The 13476-nt window shown below is 70.9% G+C and carries 14 protein-coding genes; 3 read left to right on the top strand and 11 right to left on the bottom strand.

What is annotated here, in order from left to right; translation table 11 throughout:
- Positions 1 to 66: 66 nt before the first annotated feature.
- The 3 genes from ACWC97_RS14480 to ACWC97_RS14470 all read right to left on the bottom strand — a co-directional run bounded on the left by ACWC97_RS14480 (position 67) and on the right by ACWC97_RS14470 (position 3033).
- Positions 67 to 1665, bottom strand: a complete 1599-nt coding sequence (locus ACWC97_RS14480; RefSeq protein WP_450649457.1) for a polyamine aminopropyltransferase — start codon at positions 1663 to 1665, stop codon at positions 67 to 69.
- 202 nt (positions 1666 to 1867) lie between these two features.
- Positions 1868 to 2389, bottom strand: coding sequence for a DUF2617 family protein (locus tag ACWC97_RS14475; protein WP_352275723.1), 522 nt, complete (start codon positions 2387 to 2389; stop codon positions 1868 to 1870).
- Between the two features lie 302 nt (positions 2390 to 2691).
- Positions 2692 to 3033, bottom strand: coding sequence for a hypothetical protein (locus ACWC97_RS14470; protein ID WP_450649455.1), 342 nt, complete (start codon positions 3031 to 3033; stop codon positions 2692 to 2694).
- Between the two features lie 144 nt (positions 3034 to 3177).
- Here ACWC97_RS14470 and ACWC97_RS14465 point away from each other — a divergent pair, with 144 nt between their 5' ends.
- Positions 3178 to 4335: a pyridoxal phosphate-dependent aminotransferase gene (locus tag ACWC97_RS14465; RefSeq protein WP_450649453.1), complete on the top strand. Its 1158-nt coding sequence runs from the start codon at positions 3178 to 3180 to the stop codon at positions 4333 to 4335.
- A gap of 78 nt (positions 4336 to 4413) precedes the next feature.
- Here ACWC97_RS14465 and ACWC97_RS14460 read toward each other — a convergent pair whose 3' ends face one another.
- From ACWC97_RS14460 to clpB, 5 genes are all read right to left on the bottom strand, one after another.
- Positions 4414 to 4764: a hypothetical protein gene (locus ACWC97_RS14460; protein WP_450649451.1), complete on the bottom strand. Its 351-nt coding sequence runs from the start codon at positions 4762 to 4764 to the stop codon at positions 4414 to 4416.
- A complete protein-coding gene (locus ACWC97_RS14455; protein ID WP_450649450.1) occupies positions 4761 to 5246 on the bottom strand; it encodes a prevent-host-death family protein in 486 nt (161 codons plus the stop codon). Before ACWC97_RS14455 ends, ACWC97_RS14460 begins: the two co-directional genes overlap by 4 nt.
- Positions 5247 to 5411: 165 nt before the next feature.
- Positions 5412 to 5987, bottom strand: a complete 576-nt coding sequence (locus tag ACWC97_RS14450) for a type III secretion system chaperone family protein (RefSeq protein WP_352275727.1) — start codon at positions 5985 to 5987, stop codon at positions 5412 to 5414.
- Between the two features lie 83 nt (positions 5988 to 6070).
- Positions 6071 to 7330, bottom strand: a complete 1260-nt coding sequence (locus tag ACWC97_RS14445; protein WP_352275729.1) for an MFS transporter — start codon at positions 7328 to 7330, stop codon at positions 6071 to 6073.
- A gap of 411 nt (positions 7331 to 7741) precedes the next feature.
- A complete protein-coding gene (clpB, locus tag ACWC97_RS14440) occupies positions 7742 to 10327 on the bottom strand; it encodes an ATP-dependent chaperone ClpB (protein ID WP_450649447.1) in 2586 nt (861 codons plus the stop codon).
- Positions 10328 to 10549: 222 nt separating this feature from the next.
- Between clpB and ACWC97_RS14435 the strand changes: the two genes are divergently transcribed.
- Complete coding sequence (locus ACWC97_RS14435; protein ID WP_352275732.1) at positions 10550 to 10954, top strand: pyridoxamine 5'-phosphate oxidase family protein; 405 nt, start codon at positions 10550 to 10552, stop codon at positions 10952 to 10954.
- A 137-nt stretch (positions 10955 to 11091) separates the two neighbouring features.
- Here the strand turns inward: ACWC97_RS14435 and ACWC97_RS14430 are convergent, their stop codons facing one another.
- Positions 11092 to 11412, bottom strand: a complete 321-nt coding sequence (locus ACWC97_RS14430) for a (2Fe-2S)-binding protein (protein WP_352275733.1) — start codon at positions 11410 to 11412, stop codon at positions 11092 to 11094.
- Positions 11409 to 11783 carry a hypothetical protein gene (locus tag ACWC97_RS14425; RefSeq protein ID WP_352275734.1) on the bottom strand — a complete coding sequence of 125 codons (375 nt, stop codon included), beginning with the start codon at positions 11781 to 11783 and terminating at the stop codon, positions 11409 to 11411. The genes ACWC97_RS14430 and ACWC97_RS14425 overlap by 4 nt, the downstream gene beginning before the upstream one ends.
- 140 nt (positions 11784 to 11923) lie before the next feature.
- Here ACWC97_RS14425 and ACWC97_RS14420 point away from each other — a divergent pair, with 140 nt between their 5' ends.
- Positions 11924 to 12907, top strand: coding sequence for a helix-turn-helix transcriptional regulator (locus ACWC97_RS14420; RefSeq protein ID WP_385203284.1), 984 nt, complete (start codon positions 11924 to 11926; stop codon positions 12905 to 12907).
- Between the two features lie 121 nt (positions 12908 to 13028).
- Here the strand turns inward: ACWC97_RS14420 and ACWC97_RS14415 are convergent, their stop codons facing one another.
- On the bottom strand, positions 13029 to 13475 hold the full coding sequence (locus tag ACWC97_RS14415) for a heat shock protein transcriptional repressor HspR (RefSeq protein WP_352275737.1): 447 nt from the start codon (positions 13473 to 13475) through the stop codon (positions 13029 to 13031).
- Position 13476 lies beyond the last annotated feature (1 nt).

Genomic DNA, 13476 nt, shown 5'->3' with positions numbered 1-13476 from the left:
CCCCGGCCGTCCCGTCAGCGGTTCGCCGCCGAGCGGCCCACACCGCACCCACCCGCCCCGCGCCCCTCAGCGCTCCTCCCAGTACCTCGGGTGCACCAGCGTCGACGGCGGCAGCCCGGACGGCCGGGCCCGGTCCGCCAGCTGCCCGGCCTCCGCCAGCGTCCGCCCCGTCACCGACCGCAGCACCGGCGTCCCCGCGGCGAGCCCGAGCCCCGGCCGCTTCCCCCGGCCGGCCAGGACGAAGCCCCAGCCGCCCACGTCACGCCGCCGGTGGGTGGCCCGGTCCGGCCCGGCGGTGGAGTCGGAGGGCCGGCCGCTCATCCAGTACGGGCGGGTGGCGAGCCCGGCCGACCGTATCGACGCCTCGACCGTCCAGTACGTACGCGGCCGGGTCAGCGCCGGGCCCCCGTGCACCACCAGCCGCCCACCGGGCGCCAGCGACTTGGCGGCCAGCCCGTAGAACTCCGCCGAGTACAGCTTGGTGCTGCTGGAGATCCCCGGATCGGGCAGGTCCGAAACGATCACGTCGTAGTGGTCGTGGCGCGCCCGCAGCCAGGTGAAGGCGTCCGCGGTGACCGCCGTGACCCGCGGGTCGCGGTAGGCGTGGCCGTTCAGCTCCGAGAGCGCCCGGTCCTCGCGGGCCAGTCGGGTGACGCCCGCGTCCAGCTCGACCACGGTGACCTCGCGCACGTCCCGGTAGCGCAGCACCTCGCGGGCGGCGAGGCCGTCACCACCGCCCAGGACCAGCACCCGGGCGTGCGGCCCGTTCATCGCCGGGTGCACCAGCGACTCGTGGTAGCGGTACTCGTCCCGCGCGCTGACCCGCAGCCGCCCGTCCAGGTAGAGGTCGAGGGAGTCGCGGTCCGAACCCGTCAGCACCACTTCCTGGACCGAGGTCTGTTCGGCGACCCGCACCCCGTCCCCGTACACCGCGCGCCGCGCCGCCCGCTCGAAGTCGCCGACCAGCGCGGTGGCGACGGCCAGCACCACGATCACCACCACGTTGAACAGGATCAGCAGCAGCCGGGAGCGCCGGGTGAGGTCCCGCCGGAACACGCACAGCACCAGCGCCCCGCCCGCCGCCGCGTTGACCGCCCCGGTGAAGAGCGCCCCGGTGAGCTGCCCGAGCACCGGCAGCAGCAGGAACGGAAAGGCGAGCCCGCCGACCAGCGCGCCCACGTAGTCGGCGGCGAAGAGATCCGCCACGGCACCGCCCGCGTCCTGCCGGTCCACCCGCTGGATCAGCGTCATCAGCAGCGGGATCTCCGCGCCTATCAGGATGCCGATCGTCAGCGAGAACCCCACCAGGGCGAACCGCGACTCCCCGACCCAGGCGAACGAGGCGTACAGCACCAGCGCCGAGGAGCCGCCGACGAGCGCGAGAGTCGCCTCGATCAGCCCGAACCCCTCGGCGGCCCGGCTGCGCAAACGTTTCGCGAGAAGCGACCCGACCCCCATCGCGAACACCATCACGGAGAGCACGACGGAGGCCTGGGTGACCGAATCACCGATCAAGTAGGAGGCGAGCGCGACCAGTTCGAGCTCGTACACCAGGCCGCAGGCGGCGCAGACGAAGACCGCGGCGAGGACGAGACACCGACCGGTCCTCGGTCGTACGGGAAGACGCGCCGCGCCCCCTCGCAGCGACACCTGCTGGTCGATCATGACCGAACGCTACGTCACGAACCCGTGGCAGCCAGTCACCCACAAGGGTGCAAATGGCGTGCTCACAACGGAGTTGGAGGGATCGGCGCGGCGCGAGGAGCCGATGAGACCGGGGGGACCCGACGGAGCCGACCGGACCTGGACGGAACGGCAGGTGATCCCGACACCCGACAAGGTCGACAGGCCGCGTCACCGGACCGGGTCAGAGGACCGCCGCGGGCGTCCGCACCCCGACCCGGGTCCGCGTCACCACCAACTGGCCCTCCTGCGGGTACGCGTGCCAGGTGCGCCACCGCACCTGGCCCTCGGTCCGCTGGGCGAGCATGGCGGTGAAGGCGTGCGGGCTGCCGGGGAACGTCCCGGCGAGTCCGTGCGGATGGTCGGCCACCAGGGCGAGCAGCTCCTGCGCGCGCCCCGCGAACGAGCCCGCCGACAGCGTCTCGACGCGGGCCGCGAACTCGTACTCCCACCCCCCGAGCCGCTTGGAGACACCGAGCGGGAGCGGGGTGCTGCTGCCGGGGATACAGGCGACGGTTTCGGAACAGGTCCCGCGGTCCTCCTCGAGGAGCACCTGATGGGAGGCGCCGAGCAGACGCATCTGCAACTTGGCACCGGCGAGGTCCAGGTCCAGCACGGCCAGCGCGGGCAGCGGTTCGCGCCCCAGCGCCCAGGCGAGGTCGGCAGCACGGGTGTCTGAATAAGCAGTCTGGAGGGTCGTGAGCATGGGTCGGCTCCGCAGGAAAGCATGGACGCATGGACAGGGGACGCCCCCCTGGCGTGCTGCTCGTGGGAGGTGGGTAGCGCCCGATCAGGTCCAACTAGGGTCCTAGGGCTGAAAGTTCTCTCAACCGAGGGAACCATGAATAAGTCGCATCCACAGCGTTTTTACCCAACTTGCCGGGGTTTCCATCCCCTCGGGGGCCCCTCGGATCATCTGTTCACGGACGACCCGCGAAACCTCCAACGAAAAGGTGCCCGGCGGGAGTTCACCCGCCAGACACCTTTCGGCCGTGCTTCACGTCCCGGTCAGCTTCCCCCGCCGCAGCCGCCTCCGCCACCGCACGAGGAACCACCGCCGCAGGAGTGTCCCCCGCCGCACGAGTGCCCACCGGAATGACCACCGGAGTGGCCGCCGGAGCTGCTCCCGGAGTCACCGGCCACCGAGCCGCAGGACGTACCGCCACCACCGCCGGAGCTGCTCGCGGCGTTGTTGTTCCCCGCCCACCAGCTTCCGCCCGAGGTGCTGCCGCCGCCCGAGCCCCGGCGCACGCTCCGGTAGCGCGCCGCCTTCCGCCGTGCCCTCGCCACCATCATCACGATCAGCCCGACCACCACGGCCGCCGCTATCACGCCTATGACCACACGCATGGCTCCCGCCCTTCCGTTCCCCCGAAGCGAGCTCCCCCCGCTTCCACGCCTGCGCGCACCGCACGCGTGGAGGTGGGATGCCCCGCGCCCGAACGGCCAAAGCAGACTTGAGCAACTCCAGAGCTTCCGCGCAGGATGGCAGTCATGACACAGGGACGACCGCTGCTCAACCGCTTCGGCACGACGATCTTCGCGGAGATGTCCGCGCTCGCCGTACGCACCGGCTCCATCAACCTCGGCCAGGGCTTCCCCGACACCGACGGCCCCGAGGAGGTCCGCGAAGCCGCGGTCCGGGCACTGCGGGAGGGGAAGGGCAACCAGTACCCGCCCGGCCCCGGCGTCCCCGAGCTGCGCACCGCGATCGCCGACCACCAGCGGCGCTTCCACGGCCTGGCCGTCGACCCCGACACGGAGGTCCTGGTCACCGCCGGCGCGACGGAGGCCATCGCGGCGGCCATGCTCGCGCTGCTGGAGCCGGGCGACGAGGTGATCGCCTTCGAGCCCTTCTACGACTCGTACGCGGCCTGCATCGCGATGGCCGGCGCCCAGCGCGTACCGCTCACGCTGCGCGCCCCGTCCTTCCGCCCCGACCTGGACGAGCTGCGGTCCAAGATCACCCCGCGCACCCGCCTCCTGCTCCTGAACACCCCGCACAACCCCACGGGCACCGTCCTCACCCGCGAGGAACTGACCGCCATCGCCGAGCTGGCCGTGGCGCACGACCTCCTGGTCGTCACCGACGAGGTCTACGAGCACCTGGTCTTCGAGGGCGAGCACATCCCGATGGCCTCCCTGCCCGGCATGCGCGAGCGGACCGTCACCATCTCCTCCGCCGGCAAATCGTTCTCGTACACGGGATGGAAGGTCGGCTGGGTCACCGCCCCCGCCCCGCTCGTCACCGCCGTACGGACCGCCAAGCAGTACCTGACCTACGTCAGCGCGGGCCCCTTCCAGTACGCGATCGCCGAGGCGCTGCGCCTGCCGGACACCTACTTCGACACCTTCCGCGCCGACCTGCGGCGCAAGCGCGACCTGCTCGCCGACGGCCTGCGGGCGGCCGGCTTCGAGGTCCACCGGCCGCAGGGGACGTACTTCATCACCACCGACATCTCCCCGTTCGGCGAGACGGACGCCCTCGCCTTCTGCCGCGCCCTGCCCGAACGCCACGGGGTGGTCGCGGTACCCAACTCGGTCTTCTACGACGACCCGGAGGCGGGCCGCAGCCTCGTGCGGTTCACCTTCTGCAAGAGGGACGAGGTGTTGCGGGAGGCGGTCGGCCGGCTCAAGCGGTCTGATGTCTGACGGGGCGTATGGAAGAAGTCCCGCCGGGGAGCGGGGCCGGGGCCTGCTCGCGGGTCCCGGCCCCGAAATGACGCGGGCTCACTCGGTGTCCTTCGGGTGCCGCGGCGAGGCGTACACAAGAATCACGGTGGAGGTCTCCGCGCTGACCAGATAGCGCACCCGCCCACCGCTGGTCACCTCGTACTCCCCCTGTTCGAGGTCGGAGCCCTTCCACGCTTTGGTCGCGTGCCTGCCTCGTAGCTGATGCTGGCGATTCCAGTTGGACCGGGACAAGGGGTCGCTCCGGAGGACGTCCAGGCATCGATGCACGTTGGGCAGCGCCACCCGGCACAGCTCCTCCCAGCCCGCCACCGCCTCCGTCGTCCCGAAGACCACGTTCCACCCGCTGAGTGGCGGCACACTGACCCGATCCCCCTTCTTCGGACTCACCCCCGCACCTCGACCGGGCCGAGAACGTCGCCGTCGAGCGGACGCGTCGCCTCCCTCAGCTGGTCGGGGTCCGCGTTGATCCGGGCGGTGGCGCGCCACGAGACGATCGCGCGGTGCACGGCCTCCCCCGCATCGAGTTCCGCGGCGTCGGACAACGCGCCAAGCAGTTCGACGGTGAAGGCTCGTACCTCCTCCGCGTCGAGGTGCCGCACCCAGGGGAACACCTCGGGGAGCGCGAGAAGAAGCGACTTGGCCCCGTCGTCCTGCTTCATCAACGCGAGAAAGAGCCGGGACGCGGTGGTCAGGTTCTCCTCGGCGTGCTCCGCACGCTCCGCCGTCGTCAGCACCATGTCCGGTGCGTCCCGGTGCGTGACACGGAGGCGCCCCAGGGCTGCGGCTCTGGCCGCGACGCCCTTGGGGTTGCGGGAAAGGTCGGTGAAGGAAACGGACTCGGTCTCTGCCCTCAGACGCACGGTAGCCATATCTCAGAGTGTACTCAGACCACGTTCTGATTGCCACGATTGCGGGAGGCGGTCGGCCGGCCGGCTGCGTCGGGCGGCGTCCTGATCGGGTGGGGACGCGGACCGGCCCGGGGCGGCGGTCGGGTGACCGTCGCCCCGGGCCGGGGTGCGTTCGGGGGGGGCGGGTCAGGCGTCGGTGGCCTTCTCCTCGCCGTCCGCCTGCTCCTCGCCGTCCGTCTTCGCCTCGGCGGGCGCCAGGCCGAGGCGCTCCTGGAGCCAGCGGTCGAACTGGATCGAGGCGCCGATCCAGCTGGCCGTCGAGGAGACGAAGTGCTCCAGGCTGACACCCGTGCCGGTGAGCATCTGCGCCTCACCGATGAGGCGGACCGAGACCTCGGTCTCCTCGGAGCCCTCCTCGGGCTCGTGGGTGTGGGTGTAGACCTTGGGCCACAGGGTGTTGCGGTTCCAGTCGTCGATAGCGTCGAGGAGGACCGGACGCTGGTCGACGGCGTGCGGGCGGTCGTAGAACGTACGGACCGCGAAGACCTGCTGCTCGGCCTCGCCGCGGAACATGAAGTACACGCGGAAGTCCTCCCAGACCGCCGCGAGGTCACCCTCGCCGTCGACGCCGTACTTCACCTCCATCTGGTCGAGGAGCTGCTTGACCAGGTCCTGGTCGGGGAAAACAGGGCCCGCGGGTCCTGCCGCCTGCGGTTCGGGCTGGACGCCGAAACTCGGAATCGAGGACGGATCGATAGACATCGCTGGGTACTCCTGTGGATCGCACGTGGTTTCCTGCCGACGACCCTAGCCGCGTTTCACCGCCGGGGCGTAGACCCCCCGGGCTACGCCTTCGCCGGGATCGCCCCGGTTCCCCGGGCCCGGGTCCACGCGGCTGCCACCAGGACGGCGCAGACCACCCCGAGGAGCCCGGAGGCCCCGATGGTGTTCGCGGAGGAGCCGGTCAGCTCGGTCACCGCGCCCCCGGCCGCCACACCGATGCCCTGCATGGCGGTCACCCCCGACCGGGCGAGCCCCAGCGCCTGGCCCCGCCGGTCGGCCGGGGTCAGCAGGACGAAGGTGGCCCCGGCGGTGATCTGGTACGCCGAACACACCCCGGCGACCAGCAGCAGGACCATCGCCACGCCCACGCCGGGATCGAGCCAGTAGGCGACCAGCGGCAGGTTCGCGGCGATCGCCAGCGGGCCGAGCAGCCTGCGCCGGGTCTCGTCCCCGACCCGGGACCGCCCCAGCAGGGCCGCGCCCAGCACCATGCCCGCCGGGTGCGAGGCGAGCAGCAGCCCCACCGAGTACGCCCCGCCGCCGGCCTCGTCCGCGAACGGGGCGGCCAGCCCCTCCGGCAGGACGATGAACCCGGCGAGCCAGCCCAGCGCGAGCAGCGAACGGAGCCTGCGGTCGGACCAGATCAGTGCGGCGGCACCGCCGACCTGGGCGCCGAGCTTCGCCGTGCGGGCCTCGGCGCTCGCCACCGGGCGGGCCTTCACCCCGAACCGGATGAGGGCCGCCGAGAGCAGGAAGGTCGCCGCGTTCACGGCCAGCGAGCGGTTGCTGCCCAGCCACGCGGCCAGCAGCCCGCCCCCGGCGAAGCCGACGAGCTGGCCGACCTGGTGGGTGATCTGCATGACCCGCTGGCCCCGCTCGTACCGCTCGACGCCGAGCACGGTGGGCATCATCGCGCCCTGGGCCGCCCCGAAGGGCGCCTCGGCCAGCTGCGCCAGCACCAGCAGCCCGGCGAGCAGCGGCAACGGCATCCCGGGCAGCGCCATCAGCCCGACCAGCACCATCCGGATCAGGTCGCAGCTGACCATGACCGTACGGCGGGGGAACCGGTCGGCGAGACCGGAGAGCAGCACCCCGGACAGCAGCGCGGGCAGGGTGGTCAGGGCGTAGGTCGCCGCCGTCCAGCCCGGTGAGTCGGTACGTTCGAAAACGAGCAACGACAGTGCCACACGGGCCAGTTGGTCGCCCAGGATCGACTGAGCGTAAGCAGCCCAAAGGGTACGGAATTCGCCAAGGTGAAAGAGATTGTCGGATCGGGGCTTCTTGGGCCCGCTTTTTATCTCATCGCCTATCCGCTCGTTCATGCGGGCACGCTACCGGCTGCCCAATTCGGCCTCGAATCCCAACTGTGGGCGGGGAGCCACGGGCAGGCCGCGGTGTCCTGTTTATTTGTGTCCACCGGGGCGGACGACATCGACCCGTGCCCTGAAGTCCCTTGTCAGAAGCGGTAAGAGGGGATAGAGGGGGCGACGGGGAAGCCGCCCGCGCCCTCCGGTACCGGAGGGCGCGTTTGGCGCGATATCGATGTTGAAGAATGGATCACTTCAGGCGGGGGCCATTTCTCCGAATTCCCGAAATCACCGCATTCTCCGTTTCCGCGACCGGGCGGCACCCCGGCCGGGCGGTCGACCCCCGCCCCTCTACGCGTGGAAACGTGACACCCGGCCCCTCGGGTGTCACGTTCCAGAACGCCGCCCCTGTCCGGGCGTACCCCCTCAGACCGCCGGACCGACGAGCAGGCCGTCGCCGACCCGGTCGACGCGTACGGTGTCGCCGTCCTTGACCTCGCCCGCGAGGATCTCCTTCGCCAGCCGGTCGCCGATCGCCGTCTGGATGAGGCGGCGCAGCGGCCGGGCGCCGTACGCCGGGTCGTTGCCCTCCTCGGCCAGCCAGGCCAGCGCCTCGGGCGTGACGTCGAGGGTGAGCCGGCGGTCGGCCAGCCGCTTGGCGAGCCGGTCGATCTGGAGCTGGGCGATGTGGGCCAGCTCCTCGCCGGAGAGTGCCGAAAAGACCACCAGGTCGTCGAGCCGGTTGAGGAACTCCGGCTTGAACGAGGCCCGCACGACCTCCAGGACCTGGGTCCGCTTCTCCTCCGGCTTGGTCAGCGGGTCGACCAGGAACTGGCTGCCGAGGTTGGAGGTCAGGACCAGGATGGTGTTGCGGAAGTCGACCGTGCGCCCCTGGCCGTCGGTGAGCCGGCCGTCGTCGAGCACCTGGAGCAGGATGTCGAAGACCTCGGGGTGGGCCTTCTCGACCTCGTCCAGCAGTACGACGCTGTACGGGCGGCGGCGGACCGCCTCGGTGAGCTGGCCGCCCTCCTCGTACCCGACGTATCCGGGCGGGGCGCCGACCAGCCGCGCCACGCTGTGCTTCTCGCCGTACTCGCTCATGTCGATGCGGACCATGGCCCGCTCGTCGTCGAAGAGGAAGTCGGCGAGCGCCTTCGCCAGTTCGGTCTTGCCGACACCGGTCGGGCCGAGGAAGAGGAACGATCCGGTGGGCCGGTCCGGGTCGGCGATCCCGGCGCGGGTGCGGCGTACCGCGTCCGACACCGCGCGCACCGCCTCGCCCTGCCCGATGAGGCGCCGGCCGAGCTCGTCCTCCATGCGCAGCAGCTTCTGGGTCTCGCCCTCCAGCAGCCGCCCGGCGGGGATGCCGGTCCAGGAGCCGACGACGTCGGCGATGTCGTCCGGGCCCACCTCGTCCTTGACCATGGTGTCCTTGGCGGCCTCCTGCTCCGCCTCGGACGCCTCCGCCAACTCCCGCTCCACGCCCGGGATCTCCCCGTACAGCAGCTTGGAGGCGGTGTCGAAGTCGCCGTCGCGCTGGGCGCGTTCGGCCTGGACGCGCAGCTCGTCGAGGCGCTCCTTGAGTTCACCGACGCGGTTGAGGCCCTGCTTCTCCTTCTCCCAGCGGGCGTTGAGGCCGCGCAGCTCCTCCTCCTTGTCGGCGAGGTCGCGGCGCAGCCGCTCCAGGCGCTCCCGGGAGGCGGGGTCGGTCTCGTTCCTGAGCGCCAGCTCCTCCATGTGCAGCCGGTCGACGGCGCGCTGGAGCTCGTCGATCTCGACCGGCGAGGAGTCGATCTCCATCCGCAGCCGGGAGGCCGCCTCGTCGACCAGGTCGATCGCCTTGTCGGGGAGGAAGCGGGAGGTGATGTAGCGGTCCGAGAGGGTCGCGGCGGCCACCAGCGCGGAGTCCGCGATGGAGACCTTGTGGTGGGCCTCGTAGCGGCCCTTGAGACCGCGCAGGATCGCGATGGTGTCCTCGACGCTCGGCTCGGCCACCAGCACCTGCTGGAAGCGGCGCTCCAGGGCCGGGTCCTTCTCGATCCGCTCGCGGTACTCGTCGAGCGTCGTCGCGCCGACCATGCGCAGCTCGCCGCGGGCCAGCATCGGCTTGAGCATGTTGCCCGCGTCCATCGCGGAGTCGCCGCCGGCGCCCGCGCCCACGACGGTGTGCAGCTCGTCGATGAAGGTGATGATCTGGCCGTCGCTCTCCTTGATCTCGGAGAGGACGGTCTTCAGCCGCTCCTCGAACTCGCCGCGGTACTTCGCGCCCGCGACCATCGCGCCGAGGTCGAGCGAGACCAGCCGCTTGTTGCGCAGCGACTCGGGGACGTCGCCCTTGACGATGCGCTGGGCGAGTCCCTCGACGACGGCCGTCTTGCCGACACCGGGCTCACCGATGAGCACCGGGTTGTTCTTCGTACGGCGGGACAGCACCTGGACGACCCGGCGGATCTCCTGGTCGCGCCCGATGACCGGGTCGAGCTTGCCCTCGCGCGCGGCCGCGGTGAAGTCCGTACCGAACTTCTCCAGCGCCTTGTACTGGCCCTCCGGGTCGGGTGTGGTCACCCGTCGTCCTCCCCTGCTCGTCTCGAACGCGTCCAGCAGCTTCTTCGCACTGGCCCCCTGACCGGCAAGGATCTCACCGGCACGGCCGCCCTTGGCGGCGATGCCGATCAGCAGGTGCTCGGTGGAGACGTAGTCGTCGCCGAGGTCCCGCGCCCGCTCCGCCGCGTCCGTGACGACGGCGAGCAGGTCGCGGTTGGGCTGCGGCGGGGCGACGGTCGAGCCGGTGACGCTGGGCAGCGAGCCCAGCAGCCGCTCGGTCTCGGACCGCACCGCGATCTGGTCGGCGTCGACGGCGGCGAGCAGATCGATGATGTTCGCGTTGTCCTCGCCCGCGAGGAGCGCGAGCAGCAGGTGCCCCGGGGTCAGATCGGCGTGCCCGTCCTTCACGGCCCTGTTGGTGGCCGCGTTGATGGCGTCCCGGCTCTTGTTGGTCAGCTCGGCGTCCACGTGCGCTCTCTCCTCCTGACTCGACCAGCGTGCGTAAAGTTGAGTCTACCCCACTCAAGTGAATGTTGAGTCCACTCCACTCAACTTGATTCGGGGGTCTTCCGTGCCCGTACCGGACGGATCCGCTGTTCCGAGTGAACCGGCCGGGCGGGCCACCCGCCACCGCAGCCCGGCCCCCGCCCTGCCGGGATCGCCGGGCCTGCGGGCCGTAAGGTCTGCCCCATGGCAGTCGACGTGACGAACCCCGGCCCCGAGTACCTCGCCTTCTGGCGCGCGCGGCACGTGTGCACCCTGACCACGCCGCGCCCCGACGGCACCCCGCACGTGGTGCCGGTGGGCGTGACGTACGACCCCGAGGCGCGGCTGGCCCGGATCATCACCGGCCGGCACACCCGCAAGGCCCGCAACGTCCTTGCCGCGGGCCCGGACGGGGCACGGGTCGCCGTCTGCCAGATCGAGGGGCGCCACTGGGCGACGCTGGAGGGGCGCGCGACGGTGCGCACGGAGCCGGAGGCGGTGGCCGAGGCCGTACGCCGCTACACGGAACGCTACGGGCGTACGCCGAGGCCGAACCCGGAACGGATCGTCATCGAGATCGCGGTGGACCGGGCGCTCGGCAGGGCCTGACCGTCCCGGCCCCTGGAGCACCCCGGAGCCGTCCGGGAGCCGCCCGGGGAAAAGCACAACGGCGCCATCGTGTTCAGGTCACGATGGCGCCGTTGTGTGGGGGAGTGACTGAGCGACATGGAACGACGGGGGATCGCTCAGGCACTGCGGGGGGTGGCGGAAATAGTCTCTGGCTCGAACAGCTGGTGGTCACGCCGGTCGAGGTTCACGAAGATCATGTCGTACCGGATCGCGCAGCGGACGGGCTGCGGAGCTCCACGCGGCTTGCGGAGACACCGGTAGGCGCGTACTTCGTCGTCTTCTTCGCGTGCGACAACGATCGGGTCGCCGAACAGAGTGACCATCAACGAGTCGCCACGGTGGGGAACGGCGGTGACGAGGTCGATGAAGTGCCAGCCCGATCGGTAGGCGGTGGCCATCTCCCGTCGGAAGGTCCGGTCGTCCGGCGGGATGGTCATGCGCTCGTACGGGCCGTGACGGAGGGGGCGACCCAGCCGATGTCGGACGACGTGGCGGGCGCGACCCAGCCGATGTCGGACGACTTCGCGGGCGAGACCCAGCCGATGTCGGACGCTCCCGCAGGGGAGACCCAACCGATGTCGGACGACGCGGCGGGGGCGACCCAGCCGATGTCGGACGACTTCGCGGGCGAGACCCAGCCGATGTCGGACGACGTGGCAGGCGCGACCCAACCGATGTCGGTGGCCTGGACGGTCCAGCCGATGTCGCCGCCGGCGGCACGGTCCTCGCTCCAGCCAATGTCGCTGCCGCCCAGCAGCCCGATCCCCAGGGCCGCGACGAACGAGACGGCAAGCGCCGAGCGATGCATTCGCTTATACATAGTCGGCTTCGTCCTCACTTGTGGATTCTTCTCCCCCGCACTTAAGACGATGTCTCACCTGGGCACGCGAGCACCACCGAGTGGATGCATCATGTTCTTGCATGTTCAGGAACCTGGGGGGTGACGATATGACTACAAGTGACGCAAAGCCGACACATCCTCACGGGATCACCGAACTGTGCGATGCGGGAGCACGCCTTTACGCCAGCGCTTTGCGACTGGGACGGATCGCCCGCGTCGAAGTGGAACCGGCTCCCTGCCTCATGGAGTTCGCGCTGCTTCATCCCGATCCGGACGACCCGACCTGGCTCCGCCCCGTTCCGCCGTCCACCGCTCTCGCGCAGCATCTGCACCCCATAGAGCGCGAGATCCTGGAGCGGCGCCGGCACTCGGTCGAGCTGACGGAATCGTTCGAGCCGTTCATGGACATCAGCACCGTGGGGCCGCCCACCACCAATGCCATCACGGTGCTGGAAGGCGTGAACCGCATCAACGCGGCACTGGACCTCGCCACCGCAGAGTGCCGTACCGAAGTGCTCACCGTCCAGCCCGGCGGCGGGCGGAGCGAGGACCGCCTCATCAAGTCGCTGGAACGGGGCCTGTCCGTCGTCCACCGGGGCGTCCGGATGCGCACGCTCTACCAGCACACCGTGCGCCACAGCCCCAGCACCCTCGCGTACGCGGAGCGCATGGACGACGCCAACGTCGAGATACGCACGCTGGAGGAGCTGATCGGCCGCCTCATCGTGTTCGACCGGACCGTCGCGTTCATACCCGCCAGCGACGACGACCAGATCGCCCTGGAGCTCCGCAACCCGGGACTCGTGCACTACCTGGTCAACGTGTTCGAACAGTTCTGGACCAGGGCGGCGCCGCTGTGCGAGGAGGTCAAGTACGAGCCGACCTCGCTCGGCATCAGCGGGGTCCAGCGGTCCATCGCCCAACTCCTGGTGGAGGGGCACGTGGACGACTCCATAGCCCGCCGGCTCGGTATGAACGTCCGCACCTGCCGCGCCCACGTCGCCAAGCTCGCCGCCGCCCTCGGCAGCAACAGCCGGGCCCAGCTCGGCTATCTGATAGCCCGCTCGGGCATCCTCGAAGAGGACTCCTGACCGCCCGTACGGACCCCCTGCCGCACAAAGGGCGTCCCGGAACGGCCGAAGGGCCGGGAGCCGTCCCTCAGGACGCCTCCCGGCCCTTCTCCGGCTGTCGCGCCGTCGCGCGGCCCCGTTCTCAGCCCTTCGGCCGCTTGGGCCGCCAGACCACCAGCGCGCTGGTCTGCTGCACGTCCTGGTACGGCACCAGATCGCGCCGGTACGAGGCGTGCACCTGGGCCTCGCGCTGCTGCATCGCCTGCGCCGCGCCGTCCACGGCCGCCGACAGCTCGGCGACGCGCTGCTGGAGGGCGGCGACCTGGTTCTCCAGCTCGATGATGCGCTTGATGCCGGCGAGGTTGATCCCCTCGTCCTGCGACAACTGCTGCACCGTGCGGAGCAGCTCGATGTCGCGGGCCGAGTAGCGCCTGCCGCGCCCGGCCGTGCGGTCGGGCGAGACCAGGCCGAGGCGGTCGTACTGGCGCAGGGTCTGCGGATGGAGTCCCGAGAGCTGGGCCGCGATCGAGATCACGTACACCGGTGTCTCATCGGTCAGTTCGTACGGATTGCGTCGTCGGCCGTCCACC

It is taken from the genome of Streptomyces sp. NPDC001108 (genome assembly GCF_053598535.1).
This window is presented reverse-complemented; position numbering and strand designations above follow the sequence as displayed.

What these genes read in the sequence shown, in the direction of transcription:
- ACWC97_RS14475 (WP_352275723.1), bottom strand. Translation starts at nt 2,389, where the DNA reads ATGCTCACGACCCTCCAGACTGCTTATTCAGACACCCGTGCTGCCGAC.
- ACWC97_RS14450 (WP_352275727.1), bottom strand. Translation starts at nt 5,987, where the DNA reads ATGTCTATCGATCCGTCCTCGATTCCGAGTTTCGGCGTCCAGCCCGAA.
- ACWC97_RS14435 (WP_352275732.1), top strand. Translation starts at nt 10,550, where the DNA reads ATGGCAGTCGACGTGACGAACCCCGGCCCCGAGTACCTCGCCTTCTGG.
- ACWC97_RS14430 (WP_352275733.1), bottom strand. Translation starts at nt 11,412, where the DNA reads ATGACCATCCCGCCGGACGACCGGACCTTCCGACGGGAGATGGCCACC.
- ACWC97_RS14465 (WP_450649453.1), top strand. Translation starts at nt 3,178, where the DNA reads ATGACACAGGGACGACCGCTGCTCAACCGCTTCGGCACGACGATCTTC.
- ACWC97_RS14455 (WP_450649450.1), bottom strand. Translation starts at nt 5,246, where the DNA reads ATGGCTACCGTGCGTCTGAGGGCAGAGACCGAGTCCGTTTCCTTCACC.
- ACWC97_RS14445 (WP_352275729.1), bottom strand. Translation starts at nt 7,330, where the DNA reads ATGAACGAGCGGATAGGCGATGAGATAAAAAGCGGGCCCAAGAAGCCC.
- ACWC97_RS14470 (WP_450649455.1), bottom strand. Translation starts at nt 3,033, where the DNA reads ATGCGTGTGGTCATAGGCGTGATAGCGGCGGCCGTGGTGGTCGGGCTG.
- ACWC97_RS14425 (WP_352275734.1), bottom strand. Translation starts at nt 11,783, where the DNA reads ATGCATCGCTCGGCGCTTGCCGTCTCGTTCGTCGCGGCCCTGGGGATC.
- ACWC97_RS14420 (WP_385203284.1), top strand. Translation starts at nt 11,924, where the DNA reads ATGACTACAAGTGACGCAAAGCCGACACATCCTCACGGGATCACCGAA.
- ACWC97_RS14480 (WP_450649457.1), bottom strand. Translation starts at nt 1,665, where the DNA reads ATGATCGACCAGCAGGTGTCGCTGCGAGGGGGCGCGGCGCGTCTTCCC.